This window comes from Tardiphaga alba, assembly GCF_018279705.1.
Taxonomy (GTDB): Bacteria; Pseudomonadota; Alphaproteobacteria; order Rhizobiales; family Xanthobacteraceae; genus Tardiphaga; species Tardiphaga alba.
In genome coordinates this window covers 1109678-1136391 of record NZ_CP036498.1, presented here as the reverse complement: position 1 = coordinate 1136391, position 26714 = coordinate 1109678, and the positions used below count along the sequence as shown (strand labels likewise).

The window sequence follows — 26714 nt, the reverse complement described above, 5'->3', positions numbered from 1 at the left end:
TTGGCTTAGAACGACAAAGCGGAGACGACGCGCACTTTTTGCGCGGGATCGAGCTTCTGCACGCCGAGCGTGACCACCTTGGCGCCGTCATCGACGCCTCCGGTGATGATCACATCGGTGCTTTCATAGGTCTTCACCTTCACCGGCCGCAGCGTGATCTCGCCGGCATCGTTGACGGTGTAGAGCGATGACTGGTTGCCCTGGCTGAACAGCGCCGACAGCGGGATGCGCGCGATACGCTCGGTCTTCGGATCGGACAGGGTCAGCGTCGCCGTCATGCCGAGCACGACCTTATCGTCGGCATCGGGCAGCGAAAACTTTGCGAGATAGGTGCGAGTCGCCGCATCGGCATTCGGCGCGATCTCGCGCAGCTTCGCCTGATAGGTCTTGCCGGGTCCAGACCACAGGCTGACGCTGGCTGTACCATCCTTGGCGCGGCCCACCAGCGTTTCGGGGATCGCGACCACAGCTTCCTTCTCGGCGAAGCGCGCGACGCGGATCGCGGCTTGGCCGGCGGCAACCACCTGGCCGGGATCGATCAGCGTGGCGGTCACGACACCGGCGGTGTCGGCATGCAGGGTCGCGTAAGAGAGACTGTTCTTCGTCAGTTCGACCTGACGCTCGGCGCGGTTGAGGCGGGCGCGGGCTTCATCGCCGGAGGCCTTGGCCTGATCGAGCTGCGCCTGGGTCGCCCAGCCCTTGCTCTTCAGCTCATTCGCACGTCCCTCGGCCGCGCTGGCCTGGGCGAGTACGCCGGTGGCGGCGCTGAGTTCGGCGGCCGCCTGCTCGGCCTGCAGCTTCAGATCGACTTCATCGAGGGTGCCGAGCGGCTGGCCGACCTGCACGGTCTGCCCGACTTCGACAAGCCGCTTGGCGACCTTGCCGGCGACGCGGAAACCGATATCGGTCTCGATACGCGGGCGGATGGTGCCGACAAAACTGCGTGACGGCGATTCCGGAGCATATTGCACGGTAGTGACGAGAACCGGCCGCGTCGGCTTCGCTTCCGCCTCGGTCTTCTTTCCACAGCCGGCGAGGCCGATGGCCGGAATCAGCAACAGCACAACGACGGCGGGTTTGCGGAAGAGGTTGAACAAGGGACCGCGGGACATGGTCGGATTTCCTTCGTGAGGTTGGCCGCAAACTAAGGCTGACCACTGACGATTGTCAACATTCGTCATTAATCACGAATCTGCCATCATTTCTGAAGGATCGCGCAATGAAAAAGCGCCGGAGCGTGCAGCTCCGGCGCTTTCGATGGTCAGGGTTGTCCGGCGGGCTATTTGCCCGGCTGCGGCGCCTTGTTGGCGGATGAGAACTCCGTCGCCGTACCGTGATTGCCTGCCAGCACGAGAATGCCGGCGATCAGCGGCATTGCGGCCAGGACCAGGAGACCCGTGGACGTGCTGCCGGTGGCTTCCTTCACCCAGCCGATCAGATAGGGCCCGCCGAAGCCGGCGAGATTGCCGATGGAGTTGATCATGGCGATGGCGCCGGCGGCCGCGGCGCCGCTGAGCCATGCGGTCGGCAGCGTCCAGAACAGCGCGAAGGTGCAAAACACGCCAATGGCAGCGACGGTCAGCGCGACCATGGTGATGGTCGGATTGGTCGCCACGCCCGAAACGGCCAGCGCAACGGCGATCAGCAGCAGCGGCAAGCCGACATGCCAGACGCGCTCGCGCGTGCGATCCGAATGCCGTGCCCAGAAGATCATGGCGACGGAGCCGAACACATACGGGATCGCGGTGACGAAGCCTGTCTGCAGATTGGTGAAGCCGAAGGCCTTCACGATCTGCGGCAGCCAGAACTGCATGCCGTAAAGCGCTGCGACAAAGCCGAAATAGATCACGCTGAGCGTCAGCACCTTCGGCGACGTCAGCGCCTGACCGAGCGACATGCCGTGGGCGCTTTCCTTGACCACGCGCTCGCTTTCGAGCTTGTCCGCCAGCCACATCTTCTGGTCCGGCGTCAGCCAGTCGGCCTTGGCCGGCTTGTCGGTGAGATAGAACCAGGTGACGATGCCCAGCAGCACCGAGGGAACGCCCTCGATGATGAACAGCCACTGCCAGCCCTTCAGCCCCATCATGCCGTCGAGGCCGAGCAGCATGCCGGAGATCGGCGCACCGATGACGGTGGATACCGGCACCGCGATCGCAAAAGCCGCGAGGAAGCGGGCGCGATACTCAGCCGGATACCAATAGGTCAGGTACAGGATGATGCCGGGAAAGAAGCCGGCTTCGGCCACGCCGAGCAGGAAACGCAGGATGTAGAAGCTGGTGGGGCCGCTGACGATCGCCATCAGCGCCGAGATGATGCCCCAGCTCACCATGATGCGCGCGATCCAGCGGCTGGCGCCAAATTTTTCCAGCGCGATATTGCTGGGAACCTCGAAGATGAAATAGCCGATGAAGAAGATGCCGGCGCCCCACGCGAAAATCGTGGGCGAGAAATTCAGATCCGCATTCATCGTCAGCGCGGCGAAGCCGAGATTGACGCGGTCGAGATAGGCCAGGAAGTAAGCCAGGATCAGAAACGGGATCAGCCGCCAGGAGATGGCTCGGATGGTCGATGTTTCGAGATCGGACCTCGCGCTCGCTTCTGCGCGCGTGCCGATGGTGCTCTGGCTCATTGTTTGCTCCCGTCAGTTTATTCTCGCGCAACCGGCAGGCCGCGACTGGCGGCGGGTTTAGCGAAACTGCAGGGGTGCGGCAATATGTCAGCGGGACGTGTCCCGTAGAACATTCTGAAGGCGATCAGGCGTGGCCGTAGCGTCTGTTGGCCTCAATGGTCAGCCCCTTGCCGACGGCGCCAAAGGTATCGCCGTCGATGGCGCGGGCCGCCGGCAGCGCATTGAGGATCGCCTTGCGGACATGGGCAAGCTGCACCGACCCACCGGTGAGAAACACGGCGTCGATATTCTCCGGTTTCAGCTCGGCCTGTGCGAGACAGATGCCGATGCGCGCATGGATGCGATCGGCCAGCGTCTGCGTGTGGCTCACAAGTTCCTTGCGCGCAATACCGGCCTTGAGCCCCGGTTCCAGCCAATTGAGGGCGATGCTCGATTTCGGATTGTCGGACAGGCCGATCTTGGCGCCCTCTACTTCCATCGCCAGTGTGTGGCCGCGCTGCTCTTCCAGCACGCGCACGAGGCGATCGAGCAGTTCCGGCTGCTGCGCCTCGAAGCGCACTTGCCTGATCTCGTTCATTACCTTGGAATCATACATCCGGTTGATGCTCGACCAGGTGGCGAGGTCGTGGAAATAGCCCGACGGTACATCGAGCCCGGCCCGCTTCATCGCCGAGCGATAGCCCAGCAGCGGCATCACGACACCAAGGCTGAGATGGCGATCGAAATCGGTGCCGCCGATGCGCACACCGTCATTGGCCAAAATATCTTCCTTGCGATCGGCCTGGCGATGCCGCTCCGGCGACAGGCGCACGATCGAGAAGTCCGACGTACCGCCGCCGATATCGGCGATCAGCGCGATCTCTTCCGAATTGATGTGGCGCTCGTAGTCCAACGCCGCCGCGATCGGCTCGAACTGGAACGAGACATCGGTGAAGCCGATATCCTTGGCGATACCGAGCAGCACGCCCTCGGCCTTGCGGTCGCCGGCCGGATTGTCATCGACGAAGAAGACCGGTCGTCCGTGCACGACCTTGCGCAGCTCATGGCCCGTCGCCGCTTCGGCGCGGCGCTTCACGGCGCCGATATAATTGCCGATAACGCTGCGAAAGCCGATACGCTCGCGGCCGACCCGCGTGGTCTCGTCGATCAACGAGGTGCCGAGCACCGATTTCAGGCTGCGCATCAGGCGACCGGAGACGCCCTCTACATAGGCTTCCATCGCCTTGCGCCCGATAAAGGCGCCGGTATCGGCCTTGTAGAAAATGGCGCTCGGAATCGTGACATGCGCATCTTCCAGCGCAGCCAGAACCGGGACGTCATCGATGATGGTGCCGAGCGTCGTGTTCGACGTTCCAAAATCCAGACCGCAAATCGACATGACCGCTCCAAGGGGAGCGTCCGTCTACACAGATCGCGCGGTTCGATCCAGCACTAATCTTCGAATTCAGAAAGACGTGACGTGAAACGTGCCGTCTTTCTCCAGCAATGCATATTGGCCCGGCAATATGGCATCAATGGCGGCCGCGATTCGCGGCACGAGTTTCAGGACATCATTTCGGCGGTTCGTCGGCAGCACCAGATTGGCGATGGATCGCCCTCTTAGATTCTGCTGTGCATAGATGTTGCGGTCCGACGTGATCAGGAGATCGAAGCGCCCTTCCATCTCAGCCAGTAATCGGCCGTTGCTGATGTTTTTCCAGCCGATAACCCTGTCATTGACGGACGAGACATCCCGCGGCTCGAGCGTGTCCCGCAATTGATTGGGAACATTCTCGTCGAGCAGGATCTTCACATTGGAGCCTTGTCAAAAACGCTTTCGGACTCTTCAAGACACGCAATGAGATCGTCACGCGTAAGGCTGGGATAAGCCTCCACGATTTCGTCGAGTGACAGCCCGTCCTTGAGATTTTCGAAAAGGACCTCGACAGGCACCCGGGTGCCGCGGAACACCGGACGTCCCCCATAATATCAGGATCGCGGGTGATGACGCTCGCCATGACGCACTCCCTTCGACATGCAGCCGATCTGACCGGATGTACTGGTAAATATAGCGGAAATTAGCGCTGGCGCTATATGCGATCCGCGCTTGATGTCGCCAAACGATGCACCCTACCGCACAGCATTTTTGATCCATCCACAGAACAATCTGCTGCCGCGATCAGGGTTGATGAATCGCTGAAGGCCGGTCCATAACCCGTTTACGACGGCGGGATGACCGCCACAGAATTTCGAAGGAATGGCGACGCGTGGCAAACATCAATCAGAAGATCGCAGGCGAACTTGGCGTGCGCGAACAGCAGGTCGCGGCGACGGTGGAACTGCTCGACGGGGGCGCAACCGTGCCGTTCGTCGCGCGCTACCGCAAGGAAATCACCGGCGGTCTCGACGACGCGCAGCTGCGCACGCTGGAAGAACGCCTGACCTATCTGCGCGAGCTGGAAGACCGACGTAAGGTCATTCTCGAATCGGTGCGCGAACAGGGCAAGCTCGACGCCACCGTGGAAGCGGCCATCATGACGGCCGACACCAAGGGCCGTCTCGAAGACATCTATCTGCCGTTCAAGCCGAAGCGCCGCACCAAGGCGGAGATCGCCAAGGAAGCCGGCCTGCTCCCGCTCGCGGACATCCTGCTCGCCGAACCGCAGAACGATCCGAAGGTCATGGCCGAAGCCTACGTCAATGCCGATAAGCAGGTGGCTGATGTCACCGCAGCCCTCGATGGCGCGCGCGCCATTCTCGTGGAACGCTTTGCCGAAGACGCCGATCTGATCGGCGCGCTGCGCGAGCAGATGTGGTCGAACGGCGTGATGGCCTCGAAGGTGCGCGACGGCAAGAAGACCGAAGGCGAGAAGTTCAAGGACTACTTCGATTTCTCCGAACCGCTGCACAAGCTGCCGTCGCATCGCGTGCTCGCGCTGTTCCGCGGCGAGAAGGAAGAAGTGCTCGATCTGGCGATGCAGCCCGAGCCGGTGCCCGCAACTCCGGTGCCGACCACGACGCCAAGCTCCTATGAAATGAAGATCATGGCGCGCGTCGGCGTGTCGGACAAAGGCCGCCCCGGCGACAAGTGGCTGACCGACACCGTGCGCTGGGCCTGGCGCACAAAGATCCAAGTGCATCTCAATATCGACTTGCGCATGCGCCTGTGGACTGCGGCGGAAGAAGAAGGCGTGCGCGTGTTCGCCTCCAACCTGCGCGACCTGCTGCTGGCAGCCCCCGCCGGCGCCCGCGTCACCATGGGCCTCGATCCCGGCTATCGCTCGGGCGTGAAGACCGCAATCATCGACGCCACCGGCAAGGTGGTGGCGACCACCACGATCTATCCGCATGAGCCGCAGCGCGCGTGGGACGCGTCGCTCGCTATCCTCGGCAAGCTTGCCGTTCAGCACAAGGTGGAGCTGATCGCCATCGGCAACGGCACCGCCTCGCGCGAAACCGACAAGCTGGCGAGCGACCTGCTCAAGCTGCTGCCGGATCTCAAGATGACCAAGATCGTGGTCTCGGAAGCCGGCGCGTCGGTCTACTCGGCCTCGGCCTTCGCGTCGGAAGAACTGCCCGAACTCGACGTGACGCTACGCGGCGCCGTCTCCATCGCCCGCCGCCTGCAGGATCCGCTAGCGGAGCTGGTGAAGATCGATCCGAAGGCGATCGGCGTCGGCCAGTATCAGCACGATCTCGGCGAGAGCAAACTCGCGCGTTCGCTCGATGCGGTGGTGGAAGACTGCGTGAACGGCGTCGGCGTCGATCTCAACACGGCTTCCGCGCCGCTGCTGGCGCGCGTGTCGGGCATCGGTACCGGCCTCGCACAAAGCATTGTGCAGCATCGCGATGCCAATGGCCCGTTCAAGTCGCGCAAGGGGCTGAAGGACGTGCCGCGCCTCGGTCCGAAAGCGTTCGAACAATGCGCCGGTTTCCTGCGCATCAATGACAGCGAAGATCCGCTCGACAAATCCGGCGTGCATCCGGAAGCCTATCCGCTGGTGCGCAAGATCATCGAGGCCACCAAGAGCGACATTCATGCACTGATCGGCAATGCCGAGGTGCTGCGAAAAGTGCAGCCGAAGAGCTTTGTCGACGACACGTTTGGTCTGCCGACGGTCACCGACATTCTCAAGGAGCTCGAGAAGCCCGGCCGCGATCCCCGTCCCGCCTTCAAGGCTGCGGTGTTCATGGAAGGCGTCGAGAAGGTCTCCGACCTCAAGCCCGGCATGATCCTCGAAGGCACCGTCACCAATGTCGCCGCCTTCGGCGCCTTCGTCGATGTCGGCGTCCATCAGGACGGCCTGATCCACATCTCGGCCATGTCGAAGACGTTCATCAAGGACCCGCGCGAAGTGGTGAAGCCTGGCGATATCGTCAAGGTGAAGGTCTTGGAGGTCGAAGTCGATCGCAAGCGCATCGCGCTGTCACTGCGCATGGATGACCCGATCGGCGCCAAGGAAGATCGTCCGAAGGCCGGCCCGCGCTTCAGCGAAAAGAACATGACCTCGCGCGCGCCCGGCAAGCCGGACGCCGGCGGCGGTGCATTTGCGGAAGCGATGCGTCGCGCCGCAGAAAAAGGCAACGGCAAGGGGCGATAGCTTTAGGCCAGTAGGGTGGGCAAAGGCGCTTAGCGCCGTGCCCACCTTCAATTGTCGTGAAAGTGACGGTGGGCAGGCTTCCGCCGTCGCGCTGCGCGCTATGGCGGACAAGTCGCTTTGCCCACCCTACAAATCAATTGTTCAATTCCACCGCCAGTCCCAGCAGATCCTCGTCGCAATCACGCGCGGCCATGATCGACAGGCCGATCGGGCAACCGTCCAGTTTTGCCACCGGCAGCGACATCTGCGGCGTCCCGGCATGACCGGACACGCAAAGCAGTTCGATCGCACGCGCGCGGAAGACGTCGAGCACGGCATCAGGCGTCTTGCACAGCGGTGCGATCCCCGGCGCCGTCGGCAGCACGAGAATGGCATCGTCGGCCAGCAACGCAGCAACCTTCTCGACAATGGTGTTGCGCAGCACCTTCGCGGCAGCAATCTCGGCAGGATCCATCACCGCCGCCGCAGCGAAGCGTTCCTTCACGCCGGGGCCAAGCTTCGGCTTCACCGCTGAAATCCATTCGCCATGCGCGGCCCAGGCTTCTCCCGACTGCAGCACGCGGAATGCATTGCGCCAAGCATCGCGCTCACCGCCGGCGACATCCACGTCTTCGCTGGCGCCGACGATGGCCTTGAGGCGGTCCACCGATGGCTGCAGCAGGTTGCGCACGGTTTCATCCACCGCATCGAACAGATCACGCGCGATCAGCAGGCGCTTCGGCTTGCGCGGCGCGCGAACGCGGTCGAGCAGCACATCGCCAATTGTCTGCATCAGTTCGGGCGAGCGCGCGAACCAGCCGACCGTGTCATAGCTCGGTGCCAGCGGCACGGCGCCATCGAGCGGGATACGCCCATGCGTGGTGCGAATGCCATAGATGCCGCAATAGCTCGCGGGCAACCGCACCGAACCGCCGGTATCGGAGCCGATGGCAAAATCCACCAGCGCGCCGGACGTGGCTGCAGCCGAACCGCTGGACGAGCCGCCGGGGATACGGCCAGGCGCTGCCGGATTGGTCGGCGTGCCGTAATGCGCGTTCTCGCCATTCAGGCTCCAGGCGAGTTCATCCGTATAGGTCTTGCCGACAAGCTTCGCGCCGACGCCCAGCAGACGATCGACCACAGGGGTGGACTTCGTCGGTACAGGATGGGTAGCCAGCCATTCCGGGCTGCCTGCGCCGGTCGGCACGCCGGCGAGATCGAAGAAATCCTTCAGCGCCCAGGTCAAGCCGGACAGCGTGCCCTCCTTCGTCGGCGGCACCTCGATGCGACCATGATCGATAAAGGCGTTGAGCGTGTCATTGATGGGCATCGACGTCTCCAGGCAAGCGCTACAAGGGCTTCAGCAGGCTTGCAGCCGGTTTGACGAAGGTGCGGACGCCCCTCTTGAAACCAAAAAACGGCTGCGCGATCTCGCATACCGCCTCCGCCTTCGTCTCGCAATCCAGCATCACGAGATCGGCGGGATGACCGACCGCGATGCCGTAGTCCGTTTTGTTCAGCAGCCTGGCTGACGCCGAGGTCACCATGTCCAGACAACCGGCGAGATCATCGACACGACCGACCTGCGCGATGTTGGCGTAGAGATTGACCATGCGGATCAGCGACACATCCCCGAACGGCGTGAAGGGATTGAGCACATTGTTGGTGGAAATATTGGCGTTCACGCCCAATGCGCGCAGCTTGTGCGCGGACGTCACGCCGCGCGGGACGTTGTATTCGCTGTCGCGACCGGTGAGGAACAGGTCGGTCGCGGGCAGTACCGTAACTGCAACGCCGGCATTGGCCAGGCGTTTCGCGGCCGCTTCAAAATCCCCGCGCGGCATCGCGGAGAGTTTCGTGACATGGCCGATGGCAACGCGGCCACCCCAGCCGAATTTTTCCGTCAGGCGACAAACCTCGTCGAGATCGAGATGCGAGGGATCAGGCGCGAAGTCGAGATGGAAATCGATATCGATGCCGAATTCCTGCGCCATGGAAAAGATCCGGGCGATCTGCCCGTGGGAGTCCTTGTCCATGTAAGGCGCGCCGCCCACCACATCCGCTCCCTCGCGGAGAGCCTGCAGCATCACGTCGTCGCAGCCGGGGTCGTCGAGCAAGCCTTCCTGCGGAAACACGCAGAGTTGCAGGTCGATGGCCCAGGCGTAGTCCTGCTTCAGCTTTTTCAGCGCGCGGAAACTGGTCAGGCCAACGCGCGGATCGACCTCCACATGGGTGCGCATCTGGTTCGTGCCATTCTTGATGGCCTTTTCCAGCGTCTGCGCGGCGCGTTGATAGACGTCCTCTTCGGTGAAGCCGCGTTTCGCCGCAGCCACTTCGGCGACGGCTTCTTCCAGCGTGCCCTTCTCGCAATTGCACCGACCGAGCAGGCAGGACTTGTCGAGATGGATATGCGTTTCGACGAATCCGGGGACGAGCAGCTTGCCGCCCAGATTCTGATCCGGCGCCTCGCCCCTCGGCAAGCCGATCTCGATCGCGACAAAGCGCCCATCCTTGATGCCGATATCGAGCAGCCCTTCCGGGCGATCTACGATGCGCGCGTTGCGCAGGATGAGATCGAAGGTCATTTACGTGGTCCCTGAAACAAATTACTGCGCGGCATCGGCGACATGCCCGAGATAGGCCGCCTCAACTTCCGGATCGCTGGCGAGAGCGGCAGCCGTATCTTCCCGTACGATCTGGCCACTGTCGATCACATATCCGCGGTCGGCAACGGCAAGCGCCAATGTCGCCATCTGATCGACGAGCAGGATCGTGATGCCCTCATCGCGGAGATCGGCGAGGACGTCGAACAGTTCCTGGATCATGGCCGGCGCAAGGCCGAGCGACGGCTCGTCCAGCAACAGGATGCGCGGCTTCGCCATCATGCCGCGCGCAATCGCCAGCATCTGCTGCTCGCCGCCGGAGAGCAGACCGGCCTTGCTGTTGATACGGTCGCGCAATCGGGGAAAGCGTTTCAGCAGCGCCTCGATCTCGCTGGCATAGTCGACGTTCCTGCGGGTATTGGCGCCGAGTTCGAGATTGTCGTAGACGCTCATTTCCGGGAAAACCTGTCGGCCTTCGGGCACCAGCGCGAGCCCCCGCACGGCGATCATGTGTGCCGGCTCGTGTTCAATACGCTGGTTGTCGAGCACCACCTCGCCGCCCACAGGCCGCAGCAGGCCGGACAGCGCGCGCATCATGGTCGATTTGCCGGCACCATTCGCGCCAATCAGTGCGACCATTTCGCCGGGTCGCACATCGAGCTTGATCTTCTGCAGCACCGGCGCGGCGCCGTAACCGGCGGTGAGGTCGATGGCCGTGAGCACGGCGTCCTTGTCGCCATCCCACGCGTCGCCGCGCGCGCGTGCCTGCATCTCGGCCGCGCCGAGATAGGCCGCGAGGACTTTTGGATCGTGGCGGATGTCGTTCGGCGTGCCGGCGGCGATCGGCTTGCCGGCATCCAGCACGACGATGTGATCGGAGATGCCCATCACCAGACGCATGTCGTGCTCGACCAGGATCACGGCGATGCCGAGATCGGCAATACGCCGCAACAAGCCGCTGAGCGCATCCTTATCCGACGACATCAGGCCCGCCGCAGGCTCGTCCAGCAGCAAGACACGTGGCCGCATCGCGAGTGCGCGCGCAATCTCGACGAGACGGCGATCCACATGCGGCAGATCACCGGCAATAGCGGCCAGCGCACCTTTGTAGCCGACAAAGGCGATCAATGCTTCGGCGATGGCCTCGTCATTGGCTGTCGCAGCCGACGCCACCATCGAACCAAGCCGGCCGCCGCGCATGGCGATCAGCACATTGTCCAGCACGCTCATGCTCTCGAAGAGTTTTGTCGTCTGATAGGTGCGGCCGATGCCTGCCCGCGCCACCTTCCACGCGGGTGCGCCGGCAAGCTCCGCACCACTGAGGCTGATGCTGCCGGTGTCCGGTTTGTAGAAGCCTCCGACCATGTTGAGTACAGTGGTCTTGCCTGCGCCGTTCGGGCCGATCACGCTGGTGACCTTGCCGGGGACCGCGGAAAACGACACACCGCATGCCGCCTTGATGCCGCCAAAGGTGATGCCGATGTCGCGCACCTCGAGCGACGCGCTGTCTGTCGCCGCGAGGAACGCCGCCACATCCGCCCCGCTTTCCCGCGCGCTGCGCGGGTCGATGCGACGGAACAGCCGCGCAACACTGCCGATGATCCCCTGTGGCGCGAGCCACAGGACGACGAGCAGCAGCGCCCCGAAGAACAGCAAACGATACTCGGCAAGGCCCGACAGCATTTCCGGCAGCACCACCGTGATGGCCGCCCCGACGATCGGACCGAGCACCCAGCCGGCGCCACCGACGACGCATGCGAACAGGAACAGGATCGACTGCGTGAAGGGGAACGAATCCGGCGACACGAAAGCGAGCAAGACCGCGAAGATGCCGCCGGCGATGCCGGCGAATGCCGCTGACAACATGAAGGCCACGGCCTTCACACTGACCGGATTGAGGCCGATTGATCGCGCGGCGACCTCGGCATCGCGCACCGCGACCATCGCCTTGCCCCAGGCTGAATTCGCGAGACGATGGAACAGAAACGTCCCGAGGCCGGCCAGCAGAACCGCGAGCAGGGCGATCTCGCGTTCGGTGAACATGGTGCCACCCAATGTCGGCGGCGGCAGCCCCATCAAACCGTTCGAGCCGCCGGTGAGCCCGCGCCATTCGATGGTGAGATGGTTCACGATGAAGGCGAAGGCGATGGTGATCATCGCCAGATACGGGCCGGTGACGCGCAGGGCCGGCAGCGACAACAGCAGGCCTATGGCGCCCGCCAGCACGCCTGCGAGCGGCAAGGCGAGCCAGAACGACATCCCCTTCAGCGTCAGGATCGCCACCGTATAGGCGCCGATGGCATAGAAGCCGACATGCCCGAGCGAGACCTGCCCGGTCAGGCCGACCAGCACATTGAGGCCGATGCCGACGATGGCGGTGAGCGCGACCATTGCGAGAATGAAGGGTGCGTAACCGTCGGCCTTGGCGGCGTAGAGCGCCGCGGCGGCGGTGAGGACGACGATGGCGGCTGGCATGAGCCGCGCGCGGAACGACGAACGTGCGAGCATGATCTCAGACCTTGTTGATGGCAGCGCGGCCGAACAGGCCGTTGGGCATCACAGCGAGCGCGATGATGACGATCGAGAACACCACGATCTGCGTATAGACGGAGCCGAGATAGGAGGTGACCAGTGCCTCGATCAGGCCATAGGCCAGGCCGGCGATGACCACGCCCCAGGCCGAGCCCATGCCGCCGAGAATGGCGACGGCAAACGCCTTGATGCCAAACAAGGTGCCCATCTCCGATGACACGCTGAACAGTGGCGCAATCAAAAGACCGGCTGCGCCGGCCAGTGCCGTCGAGAGCGCAAATGAGATGGCAATGGTGCGATGGACATTGATGCCCATCAGGCGCGCAGCATCCGGATTCTGAACGACGGCCAGCAACGTCTTGCCCCGGCGCGTCTTACGCAGCACGAGATGCAGCACGAGCGCCGCACCGACACCGACCAGCGGAATGACGAGCTGCAGCGGATACACGCCTGCACCGAAGATCTGCACGGGTGACGAAGGGAGCAGCGAGGGGAAGCCACGCGGCTCCTTGCCGAAAGTGAACAGAACGGCATTGTCGAGCACGATGCCGGCAGCGACGGTGGCCATGAGCCAGGCATCGGACTTGCGCGCCACGAAGGGCCGGACGAGGAAACGCTCGATCACCAGGCCGAACAACGCGCAGAACAACAGCGCAACAACGATCGCCAACGGCATCGGCCAGCCGTATTTGATGCCGAACGTATAGCCCAGCACGGCGCCCAGCATCATGGCCGAGCCCTGGGCAAAGTTCACGGTGTTGGAGACGACGTAGGTGATATGAAATCCGAGCGCGATGAGCCCGTACATGCTGCCGAGGCCGATACCGGAAATGATGGCGGATGCGAGCATGGCAATTCCTGAAGTATTTCGCGAACAGCGCAATCGGAGCGACGAACCTCTCCCCGCTCGGTGCGGGAGAGGGAAAAACTCAATTCGTCAGCGGCAGGATTTCGTCACCCTTGAAATAGGTGAAGAGATAGTCCGACGGCGACAATGCGTCCTGGTTCTCCTTCGAGAACGGTTTTGCGTACTTCTTGATGAGGCCGTCATAGCCGTCGATCTGATAGAAGCCTTCGCGCACCTTCGGGCCTTCGGTCGAGCCGGCCTTGGCGATCGCGAGTGCGGTCAGATGCATCGCGTCATAGGCATTGGCGATGCCCACTGCGGGCGTCACATCAGCGGCCGACTTGATCTCCGGATACTTCTTCTTCAACGCGTCGAACACCGCCGTCGATTTCGGGCTGCTATTGCCCGAGAAGCTGAAGGTCTGGATGAAGGCGACCTTCTCCGCGGAGGGACCGGCGAGCTCGGTGAAGCGGCCGCCAGCCGGGCCCCAATGCGACACGACCGGCACTTTCCAGCCCATCCGGTCCAGCGACTTCACCACCTGCGCGGACGGCGCGACATTGGCGACCATGAACAGCGTGTCCGCGCCGGCATCCTTCAAGCGCGTGAGCTGCGGCACCAGATCGACATCGCCGCCCTCGAATTTCTCGACACCCGCGGCCTGCATGCCCTTGGCGTCCAGCGCGGCCTTCAGGCCCTTCTCGTTGGACTCGCCCCACGGATTGTTGATCAGGATCATGCCCGGCTTCTTGCTGCCGTGCTTCTTCACGGCGTAATCCACCAGCGCGATGTCGACGAGTTCGTCCACGGCGGAGACGCGGAACACATAGTTCTCCGGCGCGCCGTTGCGGGTGATCGGGGTGCCGGCGGCCCAGACGCCGATGAACGGCACCTTGGCCTGATTGGCGAACGGCACGATGGCCATCGATACCGGCGTATCGAGACCGCCGAACGTGACTGCAACCTTCTCGCGCTGCACCAGTTCGCGCGCAGCGATCACGCCCTTGGCGGGATTGCTTTCGTCGTCGCGCACGACAAGCTCGACCTTCTTCCCTAGCACGCCGCCCTTGGCGTTGATCTCGTCGATGGCCAGCGACAGGCCACGCACGATAGCCTCGCCGGACTTGGCCGACTGGCCGGACATGGCGGCCACCAGACCCATCTTGATGGTTTCCTGCGCCATCGCCGGCAGCGACAGTGCGAGCGAAAGCGATGCGGCACCGGCCGCGAGCAGAAGTCGGCGGGAGAAAACTGGCAAAACGGATGTCATGACGATACCCCTCGGATGAATGAACCTCATTCCATCAAGCAAGCGGTGTGCCAAAGCGTATGCGATTGAGAACGTAGAAATATCCGCGAATTCGGCGCGTTTTACCGCCAGCGATGCCCAATATGCACTCAGTCACCGTCTAAATCGTATACAATATAGGCATTCAAACGGATACAAATATTGCGCCTGCTTTGCTAGGATGATGCCGGATTTCCAGGGAGACCCGTTTCATGTCGCAAACCGCAGCACGCCCCGTCACCGATGATACCGCCGAAGCCGCCGATCTGGTCGAGCGCTTTCTGGTCGCATCCATGATCCCGGATCCGGAAACCGCCGGCACATTCATGTCGGACGATGTGCAGATCACCTTCACCGGCGGCCGCAAGTTCAAGCACCCGCGCGACGCCACGGCATTCAACGCCATGCGCTACAAATGGGTGAAAAAGAAGATGGAGCGCACCGACGTCGCGCCCGGCAATGGCGAGACGGTCGTCACCAACACCGGCACGCTGTACGGCGAATGGCACGACGGGACGCCATTCGAAGGCAATCGCTATCTCGACCGCTTCGTGGTGCGCGACAGCAAGATCGTGAAGATGGATGTCTGGAACGACAGCGCCGAGCGCATTCTCGTGCGGATGGATATCACGGCATAGAGCGCGGCGCTTAGCGCTTGCGCGCTTCCACTTAAACTGTCGTCGCCCCGCTTGACCGGGCGATCCAGTAAACACCGCAGTGACAGAGTATACTGGGTCACCCGGTCCGAGCGCGCAACTGCGCGCACGGCCGGGTGACGACAAGCGAGGCTACTTCCGCCTCGCCTTCTTCACCACCGCGTCGGCAGCATAGGGCGCCAGAATATCCTGGATGTCGCGCTCCTTGGCGGGATGCGCCGTGATCAATGCGCGGTCAGCGACGGCGTCGAGATGATGATCCATCAGTTTGATCGCCTGGGCCGCATCACCTGCCGCCAGCGCCGCAATGATCTCGCGATGCTCGCTCACGGCACAGTCCGATGAATGCGGCCGCGCATAGAGCGCCAGGATCAGGCCGCAGCGCGATGCGACTTCGCTGACATAGCGGGCGAGCACCGGATTTCCGGTCATTTCCGCGAGCTTGATGTGAAAGGCGGTCGCGAGGCGGATCGAGAGCGGCGTGTTACTATCGCGTGCGTCTTCCTCGGCATCCACATGCGCCTTCAACGCCTTGACCTGCTCCCGCGTCAGGTGACCAGCGAGCCGCGTCATCACGAGACGTTCCAGCCCGATACGCACGTCGAAAATATCGCGCGCATCATTCCAACTCGGTGTAGCGACTGCGGCACCGCGGTTGCGGCGCAACTCCACCAGGCCTTCAGCCGCGAGGCGCCCAAGCGCTGCGCGCACAATGGTGCGGCTCGCGCCGAATTTTTCGCCAATGGCATCTTCGGGAAGCTTGGCGCCGGGCTGCAGCGCCTGTTCGATGATCGCATGCCACAAGGCCGTATAGATCACCGTGGCACGATCGGTCGCAGGAGTTTGTGTATTCTTTGCCATTGCGTGGGGAGTGCATCCGAGCCTGGGTCGTGATTGCCACGTTCCAGGCTCGTTTGCAATTTGGAGACGGGGAAAGATCGAGACGCGTTACTTCACATTCTTGAGCAGTGCGATATTCGCGGCCACTTCCTTGACCACCAGCTCATCCATCGCCTTCGGCGTGATCGGCATCGGCACGACGCCCATCTTCTTCAAGGCGGCCTGCATGTCCGGCTTGGCGAGCAGTTTGGTGCTGACATCATGCAGCTTATCGACGATCTCGCGCGGTGTCTTCGACGGCACGAGGAGGCCGACCCAGGTGTTGCTCACGCCCTCCTTCAGGCCGATATCCGCCATCGACGGCACGTCGGGAAGATCGACGCTGCGTTGCTCGGTGGACACCACCAGCGCTCGCACCTGCCCTTCGCGGATCAGCGGCAGCGCAGTCGCTGCCGGACAGAAATAGAAATCGATCCGGCCGCCCAGAATGTCAGCGATCACTTCGGGGCCGCCGCGATAGGGGACATGCGTGGCGTCGAAGCCGCCGGCCAGGCGAAATTTCTCCGAGCTGATATGCACGGCGCTGCCGACGCCCACCGAGCCGAAATTGATCGTTGATCCCTTGGTTTTGGCGTCCTTCAGGAAATCGTCGACGGTCTTCCACGGACGATCCTTCGGAATGATCATGATATTCGGGATCGAGCCGATCATGACCACCGAGGACAAATCCTTCGTGGTGTCATAAGGCAGGTTCGGATTGATTGCCGGCGTGATCGTGAATGCCGAGGAATGCGCCAGCACGGTGTAGCCATCGGGATCGGACTTCGCGACCGCCGCAGTGCCAATGGCGCCGCCACCGCCAACCCGGTTCTCGACCACGATGGTCTGGCCCAGTTCAGGACCGAGCCGCTCGAAGAACAGCCGCGGCACGACATCCGTCGCGCTACCCGGCCCGAACGGGATGGTGGCGCGGATCAGCCGCGTTGGCCAATTGGTTTCGGCTTGCGCCGCCGTACACAAAAGTAGTCCCGTAACAACGCACGACAATCGCAGAATCTTGTTCATCACCGGCTCCTGCTGCGCCATTCGACGGAATGGTCGCCCCTCCAGCGAACGAAAGCAAGAACCGGACCGGGAGATTTAGGGGATCGGATGCGTGCCTAAAACCTAGTTTGTCATCACCCGCGAAGGCGGGTGATCCAGTAAACTCGGACAGTGCGGCGTGTACTGGGTCACCCGCCTTCGCGGGTGACACACACGGTTATAGGATATCCCTAAAATGAAGCTCCCGCCCGCCGCTTTTTGCCCGGAGCTTCCTCGGCCTCGGCCGGTACGGGGCCGATCCGCAAGGCTGTGATCCGATTACGCTCGCGGCGCAGCACCCGGAAGCGGAAGTTGTAGAAGGTGAAGCTCTGGCCACGTTCAGGGATCGAGCGCGCCTCATGAATGACGAGACCGGCCACGGTGACGGCCTCCTCATCGGGCAGGTGCCAGTCCATGGCACGGTTGAGGTCGCGTATCGGCACGGAGCCATCGACCACCACCGAGCCATCAGCCTGCGCACGCACGCCCGCAACGACCACGTCATGCTCGTCGGAAATATCGCCGACGATCTCTTCGAGCAGGTCCTCCAGCGTGACCATACCTTCCACTTCGCCATACTCATCGACCACGAGAGCAAAGTGAGTCTTGCGGCGACGGAAGGCCTTCAGCTGATCGGACAGCGGCCGCATCTCCGGCACGAACCACGGCGGCAATGCGATGCTGGCGACATCGATCTTCGATGTGTCGCCGTCGGATGCACGAATGGCCCGCAGCAGATCCTTCGCATGCAGCACGCCGACAATATTCTCGGGCTTGTCGCGCCACAGCGGGATGCGCGTGTATTCGGTAGCCAATACTTCGCGGACCAGTTCTTCCGATGGCAGATCGGCATTCAGCATGGTCATCGCCGTGCGATGGACCATGACATCGGAGACCGCGAGATCGCCGAAGCGGAACACGTTCTGGATATATTCGGCCTCGCCGCTTTCGATACCGCCATGTTCGGCAGACTGACCGACCAGGCCTTCGATCTCCACACCGGTCAGGATCTCGTGCGGCGACGCTTCCTGAACGCCCATCATCGCAAGCACACCGCGCGAGGCCGCATTGAGCAGCCAGTTGAGCGGATAGAACAGGATGTAGGACACATGAAGCGGATAGGCGATCCACTGTGACACCGGCTCAGGCTGGCGGATCGCCAGCGTCTTCGGCACCTGCTCGCCGATCACGATATGCAACGACGAGAAGACGAGAAATCCGGTGATGAACGACGTGAAGTGCAACGCCGATTCCGACATGCCGAGCGGATCGAGCAGAGGCTTCAACAACGCTGCCACCGTGGGCTCGCCGACCCAGCCGAGGCCCAGCGACGCCATGGTGATGCCAAGCTGGCAGCAGGCCAGATAGGGTTCGATATCACCCATGATCTGCTGCAGCAGCCGTGCGCCGAAGCGGTTGTTCTCGGCCATCGCCTTGACGCGGAAGCCGCGGCTCTTCACCAGCGCGAATTCCGCCGCGACATAGAACGCGTTGGCCGCGAGCAGGAAGACGGCGACCAGGATATTGAAGGTGATGGAGCTCATGAAAATCCCGTGACGGAGGCGGCTACGGCAATCCCGTAGCTCACCTCCACGTCATTGTGTCAGCTTCTGCTGCAGAAACGCATGCACCGTAGCAGGATCAACGTCATTTGCGATGACAGCCTGACCGATCGCCTGCAGCAAGATGAAGGTCAGCTTGCCACGCTTCACCTTCTTGTCCTGCGCCATCAACGCCATCAGACGATCCGCATCGGCGAGCCCTTCCTGCTGGAAACCTGCGATATCCTGCAGGCGGGTCGGCAGTCCGGCATCCGCGAGATGGCGCTCGACACGCACCGCGTCATCGGCCGAGATCATGCCGAGTTGCGCGGAGAACTCCGCGGCCAGCACCATGCCGATCGAGACGCCTTCGCCATGATAGAGGCGGTCGGAGAAGCCGGTCGCGGCCTCCAATGCGTGGCCGAATGTATGGCCGAGATTGAGCAGAGCCCGCTCGCCATTCTCGCGCTCGTCGCGGGAGACGACGCCAGCCTTGGCGCGGCAGGACGTGGCGATCGCATGCTCGCGCGCCGAACCGCCGCGCATGATGTCGGCATGATTGGTTTCGAGCCAGGTAAAGAAAGCCGCATCGCCGAGCACGCCATATTTCGCGACTTCGGCATAACCGGCGCGAAACTGGCGCGGCGACAGGGTATCGAGCACGGCGGTATCAGCCACCACCAGCACCGGCTGATGAAACGAACCGATCAGGTTCTTGCCTTGCGGCGAGTTGATTCCGGTCTTGCCACCGACAGACGAGTCGACCTGCGCCAGCAGCGATGTCGGCACCTGCACGAAATCGACGCCGCGCCGCAGGATGGCAGCCGCGAAGCCGGCGAGATCACCGACCACGCCGCCGCCCAGCGCGATGACGAGATCGTTGCGCTCGATCCTCGCCGCGATCAGCGCTTCGGAGACCTTTTCGAGACCGGCATAGCTCTTGGAGCCCTCGCCCTCATCGACGGCGATATGCGACGTGGCGATACCGGCTTCGGCCAGCGACGCTTCGGTCGCCTGCAGCCAGTGCTTGGCAACGGTTTTGTCGGTGACGATGGCTGTCCGCACGCCGGGGCGCAAAGCCGCGATGCGCGCACCGAGCGAGGGCAGCACGCTCCGGCCAATGACGATGTCATAGGCACGATCGGTCAGGGCAACGTGAACAGTGATGGGATCGGAAGGCTTCAGCGGTGCGGTCATACAATCGGGCTCAGGGGATCAGCGGTCGGCGTCACAATCGCGGAGGCAGCTTGCGGGCGGAACAGGTGCTCGTGCAGGGCCACGATCGCCTCGTCCACGATCTTCTCATGCGGCACGTCGCGGGAATCGAGGGTGATGTCGGTTTGCTCGTAGAAGGGATGCCGCGCCTCGATCAGCCGCGCGATGGTGCCGGCAGGATCAGGCGTCTTCAACAACGGGCGATTGTCGCGTTTCTTGACCCGGCGCAGGATCACGTCGGCATCGGCTTTCAGCCATAGCGAGATCGCCTTGTCGCGGATGCGCTGGCGGGTCTCGTCCCGCACATACGCACCACCACCGGTGGCGAGCAGGATCGGACCGCTCTCGAGCAGGCGCGCAATCACCCGCGCCTCGCCGTCGCGGAAATGCGGCTCGCCATGGACCTCGAAAATATCGGGGATCGACATGCCGGCGGCAGTCTCGATCTCGTGGTCGGCATCAAGGAAGGGCAATCGCAGCCGCGCCGCCATGCGCCGGCCGATGGTCGATTTTCCCGCCCCCATCATCCCCACCAGCACGACGGCGCGCTTGCCCAGCGCCGCGACAATCGCAGCCTCCTGGGTGGCGCCGGCCAAGCCTGGCAAGACGGTCTCGGACATTAGAAAAACACCTGCAAAATCAGTGGGCGACAAAGCATCGCAGATGGTTTGCCGCATTCCCGTCACCTATACTACCCCCGGTGCCGGCGTTGCCAGCACCTCGTGCAGTCTGTATCCGAACGTGGTGACCGCCAAAGGCGGCCCAAATCATCCCATCCGCCGAGTTCCCGACCCATGCCCAGCCTGTTCCGGTTCCTGACGGTCGTCGCTGTCATCGGCGGGGTGATCTATGGCGCCATTTTCGCACTGGCGAATTTCGTCAATCCAAAACCCCGGGACATGACCGTCACGGTCCAGCCGGACAAATTTCTCAAGAAATAACGGATAGACTCCGAACCGGAGTGTCCCCTCCCCAAGCGAAGCGCAGTGGGGAGGGTCAGGGTGGGGCAGCCCCACCTTCTGACGTCACGTGGGGCACCCCACCCGGCGCTGCGCGCCACCCTCCCCACTGCGCGGCTTCGCCGCTTGGGGGAGGGAGAAGAAACGCGTCACTTCGAAGGCAGTATATGAGCATTCCGTCCGACGCCCGTCTGTCCGCCCTGTTCCTCGACATGCTCGCCGCCGAGCAGGGCGCCGGCGTGAACACGCTCGATGCCTATCGTCGCGACCTCGAGGACTTTTCCGAATTCGCAGCCCGCGCCAAAGGCAGCTTCGGATCGGCCGATACCCAGATGCTGCGCGATTATCTTGAGGATCTCGACGACCGCGGCTTCAAATCGACCACCGTGGCCCGCCGCCTGTCAGCCATTCGCCACCTGTTTCGCTTCCTGCTCAGCGAGAACATTCGCACCGACGATCCCGCGGCGATCCTGTCGGGCCCCAAGCGCGGCCGCAGCCTGCCGAAGGTGCTGTCGATCGCCGATGTGGACCGCATGCTGGTACAGGCGCGCAGCATGGCGCAGAACACCGAAGCCTCGCCACCGCAACGCCTGCGCCACGCCCGGCTCTATTGCCTGCTGGAAGTGCTCTATGCCACCGGCCTGCGCGTCTCCGAACTGGTGTCGCTCCCCTCACCGCTGCCCGGCGCGATGCACGCATGATCGTGGTGCGCGGCAAGGGCAACAAGGAGCGGCTGGTGCCGCTCAACGAGACCGCCAAGGCGGCGATGGCCGACTATCTCGCGGCCATGACCGAGACACAGAAGGACCAGCCGAAGAAAACCACGGCGTCGAAATGGCTATTCCCGTCCTTCGGCGAGAGCGGCCACCTCACCCGCCAGCATTTCGCGCGCGACCTCAAGGACCTCGCCGGCGCCTCCGGCATCGCGCCGCGCCTGGTATCGCCACACGTGCTGCGCCACGCCTTCGCCAGCCATCTGCTGCATAACGGCGCCGACCTGCGCATCGTCCAGACGCTGCTCGGCCATACCGACATCTCGACCACGCAAATCTATACCCATGTGGTCGAGGAACGGCTGAAGAGCCTCGTGCGCGACCTGCATCCGCTGGCAGAAACATGACCCAACCGTAGATGGGTGAGGTTTGAAGACCTCTAAGCCGCCTTGGCGAACGACACGGCAATAGCCACATGGCGCACATCATCTTTTCAGATCATGGATTGCATCTTCTTGACCAAGCACGAGATTACCCGCGTCCGCCACGAACTCCGCCGACGCCTCCTCACCGTTTCCGCCACCGAACGCCTATCCCCGCAGATGCAGCGCATCACGCTGACATCGCCCGAATTGCACGACTTCGTCAGCGCGTCGTTCGACGATCACGTCAAGCTGATCTTCCCCGGCAATGCCGAGACGCCCGAGATGCGCGAATACACCCCGCGCAGCTTCGACACATCGGGCAACACGCTCGTCATCGACTTCGCGCTTCACGAAGCCGGGCCCGCGACTGCATGGGCGATGGATGCGAAAGTCGGCGATACCCTGCAGATCGGCGGCCCGCGCGGCTCCGCGGTGATCCCCGACGATTTCGACTGGTATGTCCTGATCGGCGACGAAACCGCCCTGCCCGCCATCGGACGCCGCCTCGAAGAATTGCGTCCGGGCGTGCCGGTGGCGAGCTTCGTCATCGGCGAGGCGCAGCAGATCGCGACGCGAACATCGTGGTCGGCACAGTGGATCGCGCGCGACGGCAAGGCCGACGACACCGCCTTGCTGCAGGCCGCGCTGGACAGCTACACGTTGCCGCCCGGCGAAGGCTTTGTCTGGATCGCTGCAGAAGCCCAAGTGGCCCGCAGCCTGCGCGGCTACATTACCGGCGCGCGTGGCCACAATAAATCCTGGACTAAGGCTGCCGGTTACTGGACGCGCGGCAAAGCGGATACCAGCGAAAAATCCATCGAGGACTGAGGGTCAGTGCGATTGCGGTTCGGCGGCGCCATGAGTGGTGATGCCATGCGTGGTGACGCCGTCGCGGCGCATGCCCGAGCTCGGCACCAGCACCGGCTGCAAGGCCGGCATCAGTTTGGTGCGTTCGCGCTTGGCCGGGATCGCGCGATAGACCTGCTTCGACGCCTCGACGATATGCACGCCGGCAAATGGCATCGACAATGCCGCGCCGACGCGCTCCCACGCCATGGCCGAGCGCAAGAACCACCCCATGCCGACCGGCGGCATGAACAGTGCCTCGCTCCAGGCCGTCGGCGTGAACCAGGTCTGGCGTAGCAATTGCGTGATCTGCGAACGCGAATAGGGCCGACCGTGGCCGAACGGCGTGCTGTCGGAACGCGTCCACACCCCGCGCCGATTCGGAATGACCGCAATCATGCGGCCAGATGGCGCGAGCACACGCCACACTTCGCGCAACAGGCCCTCGGGATCGTCGGACATTTCGAGCGCGTGGACCAGGATGATGCGATCCACCGCAGCGTCCGGCAGCGGCAGCGAGAATTCATCCACCAGGGTCGCCAGCGCCGGCTTAGCCGTCGGCCATTTCAGCACGCCTTGCGCGGCCGGCATGAAGGCGATGCATCGTTCCGAATTCTCCCGGAAAAGGCCGAGATACGGCGTGGGATAACCGATCCCGAGCACACGCTGGCCGTCCGCATCCGGCCAATGCGCCGCGATGCCACGATTGATCAGCCGCCGCGCCACGATGCCGAGGCGGCGGGAATAGAAGTCCCTGAGATCAATCACGTCGATGGTCATTGTCTCTTTCTATCACGTCACGACGGCCGGTTGATCCCCAGAATCGCGCATTGCCCGCGAAGCGTTAACGCCATATGTCACATAGGTGCCTCGTTCTGAATCACGGAGACATCATGGCCGCTGAAATTCGCGTATTTCCCTGCCTGTCCGACAATTTCGGCTACCTGATCCACGACCCGCAAAGCCTCAAGACCGCCGCCATCGACGCGCCGGAGGCCGGCCCGATCATGAAGGTGCTGCAGCGCGAAGGCTGGAAGCTCACCGACATTCTGATTACGCACCATCATGCGGACCATGTGGGTGGCATTGCCGAACTGAAGAAGACCTATGGCTGCAAGGTCACCGCGCCGCACGACCAGGGCACCGCAATCCCGCATGTGGATGTCCGCGTCGCGGAAGGCGACACGGTGCAGGTCGGCGCATTGACTGCGCGGGTGTTCGAAACGCCCGGCCATACGCTCGACCATATCTGCTACATTTTCGACAGCGAGCTCGCGCTGTTCTCCGCCGACACGCTGTTCTCCGGCGGTTGTGGCCGGGTGTTCGAGGGCACCTATCCGATGATGTGGCAGTCGCTGAAAAAACTGCGCTCCCTGCCCGACGACTATCGCGTCTATTGCGGCCACGAATACACCGCCGCGAACATGAAGTTCTGTCTGGGCATCGACCCGAACAACGAAGCGCTGAAGAAGCGGGCCGACGAAGTGACGCAGCTGCGTGCTGTCGGCAAGCCGACCATCCCGACGCTGCTCGGCCTGGAAAAGCAGATCAATGTGTTCCTGCGCGCGGATGATCCGGCGATCGCCGCCGCCGTGCGCCTCAAGGGCTTCAGCGAGGATGACGTGTTCGGCGAGCTGCGCGAGCGCAAGAACAAGTCGTGACGAGCGCCATGTCGACTGCAGCCGAGATCATCGCGACGCTCGGCCTGCAGCCCCACCCTGAAGGCGGCCATTATCGCGAGACCTTTCGCGATAGCCGCACGGATGCCAGTGGCCGCGCCGCCTCCACCGCCATCTATTTCCTGCTGGCATCAGGCGAACGCTCGCACTGGCACCGCATCGATGCCGTCGAGATCTGGCACTATCATGCGGGCGCACCGCTGACATTGGAGATCGCCGATGACAGCGGACAGCGCATCATTACGCTGGGCGCGGATCTGGCAGCGGGACAACAGCCCCAAGGCATCGTGCCTCCGCATGCATGGCAGGCGGCTGCGACCACCGGCGACTGGACGCTGGTCGGCTGCACCGTGGCGCCGGGCTTCGACTTCGCGACATTCGAATTGGCACCAAAGGATTGGAAGCCGTGATCTTCTCCCTCTCCCGCGCCTTCGCGTGGGGAGGGTGGATCGAACGCGCAGCGTTCGAGACGGGTGGGGTGCCTCACCAAACTCCGACGTTACGTGGGGAAGCACCCCACCCGTCTCTAAGCTCGCTGAACGCTCGCTTTGATCCACCCTCCCCATTCGCTTCGCTCCGGGGAGGGAAAAGAACTCAACGCTTCCTCAAAATCATATCCTTCGCCGCGATCAGCCCGCCGCCGGCGATCAACGCTGCTGCCAGCGCGATATGCGCACTCGCCTGTGCAAAGCCGGCAACAATGAGAAACCCTGTCGACAACAGCGGCGTTGCATAGGAGGCGGCGCCGAGCACGCGAATATCGCCGCGCTTCATGCCGATATCCCATGTATAGAATGCAGCGCCCACGGGCCCCACGCCGAGCGCGATCACCGAGAGCCATTGCAGAGCCGTTTCAGGCCACACCGTGGTCTCGATGGCGAGATGCACCATCGCCGCCAGGATCGCCGTCGCAAAGCAGAAGCCCGCGACAGCATCGGTCGGCACGGCCTTCAACTGACGCGACATCACCGAATAAGCGGCCCAGACGAAAGCGGCACAGAACGCTGCGAACAGTCCGCCCGCGTGACCGGATGCGGCGTTCAGCGAGATATTGCCCCACAGCAGCAGCACCGTGCCGACCAGACCAAGCAGCGCGCCGATGATGTGATGCGGGTACAGCCGCTCGCCCGGCAGCAGCGACGAGAACAGCACGATCAGCAGCGGCCACAGATAATTCAGCAGCCCTGCTTCCGCCGGCGGCGCAAGCCGCAGCGCGACGAAGTACAGCGCGTGATAGCCGAACAACCCACCGACACCCACCGCCCAGGTCAGCGGCGATTGCCGGAGCGCTCGGACCGCATCGGGACGCCAGATCCAGCTCACTGCAGCAGCCAGGGCGCCGATGGCAAAGGTCATCGCCGTCAATTGAAACGGCGGCATGCGCCCGCTCGCCACCGTCATCACGGACAGCAGCGACCACATCAGGATGGCAGTGAGACCGATGAGCGTGGCGGTGCGGGAGGTCATTTGATCGTCATTGCGAGCGCAGCGAAGCAATCCAGAAAGCCAGAAGCAAGAACTGGATTGCTTCGTCGCTTTGCTCCTCGCAATGACGGGAGTGAGATGTCAAGCGTGATACTGCCCGCCATTGACCGTCAGCGTCGAGCCGGTGACGAAGCCGGCGTCATCGGCTGCGAGGAACAGCACGGCGCGTGCGATTTCCTCGGGCTCGCCGAGGCGGCCGACGGGGATCAGCGGCAGGATGCTTTTCTCCAGCACGTCCTTCGGCACCGCCTGCACCATCTCGGTGTTGATATAGCCGGGGCAGATGACGTTGACGGTGATGCCGAGCTTGGCATTTTCCAGCGCCAGCGCCTTGGTGAAGCCGATGTCGCCGGCCTTGGCGGCGGAGTAATTGACCTGGCCGAACTGGCCCTTCTGGCCGTTGATCGACGAAATGTTGATGACGCGGCCGAATTTGCGCGAGCGCATGCCGTCGATGACGGGCTTGGTCATGTTGAACAGCGAGCCGAGATTGGTGTTCACCACCGCATGCCAGGACTCCTGCGTCATCTTGTGGAACGCACCGTCCTTGGTGATCCCCGCATTGTTGACCAGCACATCCACGGGACCAAGTTCAGCCTCGACCTTCTTGATACCGTCGGCGCAGGCTTCGAATGACGATACGTCCCATTTGTAAACAGGGATGCCGGTCTCACTCTTGAATTTCTCGGCAGCAGCGTCGTTGCCGGCATAGGTCGCGGCAACCTTGTAGCCCGCATCCTTCAACGCCTTGCTGATGGCCGCGCCAATACCTCGTGTTCCACCGGTCACTACTGCTACGCGCGCCATGCTGTCC

At 63.0% G+C, this 26714-nt stretch carries 24 protein-coding genes and 1 pseudogene; 7 read left to right on the top strand and 18 right to left on the bottom strand.

The annotated features are described in order from the left end of the window. Positions 1-5 precede the first annotated feature (5 nt). From RPMA_RS05355 to RPMA_RS05335, 5 genes are all read right to left on the bottom strand, one after another. A complete protein-coding gene (locus RPMA_RS05355) occupies positions 6-1112 on the bottom strand; it encodes an efflux RND transporter periplasmic adaptor subunit (RefSeq protein ID WP_211911865.1) in 1107 nt (368 codons plus the stop codon). Positions 1113-1279: 167 nt separating this feature from the next. Further along, complete coding sequence (locus RPMA_RS05350) at positions 1280-2629, bottom strand: MFS transporter (RefSeq protein ID WP_211911864.1); 1350 nt, start codon at positions 2627-2629, stop codon at positions 1280-1282. Between the two features lie 124 nt (positions 2630-2753). Then, the gene (locus RPMA_RS05345; RefSeq protein WP_211911863.1) at positions 2754-4007 is read right to left on the bottom strand and encodes an Hsp70 family protein; all 1254 of its coding nucleotides are present in this window, start codon (positions 4005-4007) and stop codon (positions 2754-2756) included. 66 nt (positions 4008-4073) lie between these two features. Next, entirely contained in the window at positions 4074-4421 is a 348-nt protein-coding gene (locus RPMA_RS05340; protein WP_211911862.1) for a hypothetical protein, read from the bottom strand. Next, positions 4418-4561, bottom strand: coding sequence for a DUF433 domain-containing protein (locus tag RPMA_RS05335; RefSeq protein ID WP_249225696.1), 144 nt, complete (start codon positions 4559-4561; stop codon positions 4418-4420). Before RPMA_RS05335 ends, RPMA_RS05340 begins: the two co-directional genes overlap by 4 nt. Before the next feature lie 314 nt (positions 4562-4875). Between RPMA_RS05335 and RPMA_RS05330 the strand changes: the two genes are divergently transcribed. Then, the gene (locus RPMA_RS05330; protein WP_211911860.1) at positions 4876-7209 is read left to right on the top strand and encodes a Tex family protein; all 2334 of its coding nucleotides are present in this window, start codon (positions 4876-4878) and stop codon (positions 7207-7209) included. A gap of 133 nt (positions 7210-7342) precedes the next feature. On the opposite strand, the gene RPMA_RS05325 is transcribed toward RPMA_RS05330, so the two are convergent. The 5 genes from RPMA_RS05325 to RPMA_RS05305 all read right to left on the bottom strand — a co-directional run bounded on the left by RPMA_RS05325 (position 7343) and on the right by RPMA_RS05305 (position 14440). Then, positions 7343-8518 (bottom strand): amidase, encoded by a 1176-nt coding sequence (locus RPMA_RS05325; RefSeq protein WP_211911859.1) that lies wholly within the window; start codon positions 8516-8518, stop codon positions 7343-7345. Positions 8519-8537: 19 nt separating this feature from the next. Continuing rightward, positions 8538-9773 (bottom strand): amidohydrolase family protein, encoded by a 1236-nt coding sequence (locus tag RPMA_RS05320; protein WP_211911858.1) that lies wholly within the window; start codon positions 9771-9773, stop codon positions 8538-8540. Between the two features lie 21 nt (positions 9774-9794). Next, entirely contained in the window at positions 9795-12299 is a 2505-nt protein-coding gene (locus RPMA_RS05315) for a branched-chain amino acid ABC transporter ATP-binding protein/permease (RefSeq protein ID WP_211911857.1), read from the bottom strand. 4 nt (positions 12300-12303) lie between these two features. Beyond that, on the bottom strand, positions 12304-13173 hold the full coding sequence (locus RPMA_RS05310) for a branched-chain amino acid ABC transporter permease (protein WP_211911856.1): 870 nt from the start codon (positions 13171-13173) through the stop codon (positions 12304-12306). Between the two features lie 79 nt (positions 13174-13252). Beyond that, on the bottom strand, positions 13253-14440 hold the full coding sequence (locus RPMA_RS05305; RefSeq protein ID WP_211911855.1) for an ABC transporter substrate-binding protein: 1188 nt from the start codon (positions 14438-14440) through the stop codon (positions 13253-13255). Positions 14441-14670: 230 nt separating this feature from the next. Between RPMA_RS05305 and RPMA_RS05300 the strand changes: the two genes are divergently transcribed. Further along, on the top strand, positions 14671-15096 hold the full coding sequence (locus RPMA_RS05300) for a nuclear transport factor 2-like protein (RefSeq protein ID WP_211911854.1): 426 nt from the start codon (positions 14671-14673) through the stop codon (positions 15094-15096). Positions 15097-15246: 150 nt separating this feature from the next. Here RPMA_RS05300 and RPMA_RS05295 read toward each other — a convergent pair whose 3' ends face one another. From RPMA_RS05295 to RPMA_RS05275, 5 genes are all read right to left on the bottom strand, one after another. Next, positions 15247-15975 (bottom strand): GntR family transcriptional regulator, encoded by a 729-nt coding sequence (locus RPMA_RS05295; protein WP_211911853.1) that lies wholly within the window; start codon positions 15973-15975, stop codon positions 15247-15249. A gap of 87 nt (positions 15976-16062) precedes the next feature. Beyond that, on the bottom strand, positions 16063-17019 hold the full coding sequence (locus RPMA_RS05290; protein WP_211911852.1) for a Bug family tripartite tricarboxylate transporter substrate binding protein: 957 nt from the start codon (positions 17017-17019) through the stop codon (positions 16063-16065). Positions 17020-17228: 209 nt separating this feature from the next. Then, entirely contained in the window at positions 17229-18581 is a 1353-nt protein-coding gene (locus RPMA_RS05285; protein ID WP_211911851.1) for a hemolysin family protein, read from the bottom strand. A gap of 51 nt (positions 18582-18632) precedes the next feature. Further along, positions 18633-19775: a 3-dehydroquinate synthase gene (gene aroB, locus RPMA_RS05280; RefSeq protein WP_211911850.1), complete on the bottom strand. Its 1143-nt coding sequence runs from the start codon at positions 19773-19775 to the stop codon at positions 18633-18635. Then, the gene (locus RPMA_RS05275; RefSeq protein WP_211911849.1) at positions 19772-20413 is read right to left on the bottom strand and encodes a shikimate kinase; all 642 of its coding nucleotides are present in this window, start codon (positions 20411-20413) and stop codon (positions 19772-19774) included. The genes aroB and RPMA_RS05275 overlap by 4 nt, the downstream gene beginning before the upstream one ends. A 174-nt stretch (positions 20414-20587) precedes the next feature. Here RPMA_RS05275 and RPMA_RS05270 point away from each other — a divergent pair, with 174 nt between their 5' ends. The 3 genes and pseudogenes from RPMA_RS05270 (at position 20588) to RPMA_RS05260 (ending at position 22718) form a co-directional block, all read left to right on the top strand. Then, positions 20588-20734: a histidine kinase gene (locus tag RPMA_RS05270; RefSeq protein WP_211911848.1), complete on the top strand. Its 147-nt coding sequence runs from the start codon at positions 20588-20590 to the stop codon at positions 20732-20734. A gap of 185 nt (positions 20735-20919) precedes the next feature. Then, positions 20920-21872 (top strand): annotated as a pseudogene (gene xerD / locus RPMA_RS05265) (site-specific tyrosine recombinase XerD). A 108-nt stretch (positions 21873-21980) separates the two neighbouring features. Continuing rightward, positions 21981-22718: a siderophore-interacting protein gene (locus RPMA_RS05260; protein ID WP_249225556.1), complete on the top strand. Its 738-nt coding sequence runs from the start codon at positions 21981-21983 to the stop codon at positions 22716-22718. Between the two features lie 3 nt (positions 22719-22721). Here the strand turns inward: RPMA_RS05260 and RPMA_RS05255 are convergent, their stop codons facing one another. Next, on the bottom strand, positions 22722-23516 hold the full coding sequence (locus tag RPMA_RS05255) for a class I SAM-dependent methyltransferase (protein WP_211911846.1): 795 nt from the start codon (positions 23514-23516) through the stop codon (positions 22722-22724). A 113-nt stretch (positions 23517-23629) separates the two neighbouring features. On the opposite strand from RPMA_RS05255, the gene gloB reads away from it, so the two are divergent. Both gloB and RPMA_RS05245 read left to right on the top strand, forming a co-directional pair. Then, positions 23630-24397, top strand: a complete 768-nt coding sequence (gloB, locus tag RPMA_RS05250) for a hydroxyacylglutathione hydrolase (RefSeq protein ID WP_211911845.1) — start codon at positions 23630-23632, stop codon at positions 24395-24397. A gap of 8 nt (positions 24398-24405) precedes the next feature. After that, positions 24406-24825 (top strand): cupin domain-containing protein, encoded by a 420-nt coding sequence (locus RPMA_RS05245; protein ID WP_211911844.1) that lies wholly within the window; start codon positions 24406-24408, stop codon positions 24823-24825. A 184-nt stretch (positions 24826-25009) separates the two neighbouring features. Here RPMA_RS05245 and yddG read toward each other — a convergent pair whose 3' ends face one another. Both yddG and phbB read right to left on the bottom strand, forming a co-directional pair. Beyond that, complete coding sequence (gene yddG, locus RPMA_RS05240) at positions 25010-25882, bottom strand: aromatic amino acid exporter YddG (protein ID WP_211911843.1); 873 nt, start codon at positions 25880-25882, stop codon at positions 25010-25012. A 99-nt stretch (positions 25883-25981) separates the two neighbouring features. Next, on the bottom strand, positions 25982-26707 hold the full coding sequence (phbB, locus tag RPMA_RS05235; protein WP_211911842.1) for a beta-ketoacyl-ACP reductase: 726 nt from the start codon (positions 26705-26707) through the stop codon (positions 25982-25984). Between the last annotated feature and the right edge of the window lie 7 nt (positions 26708-26714).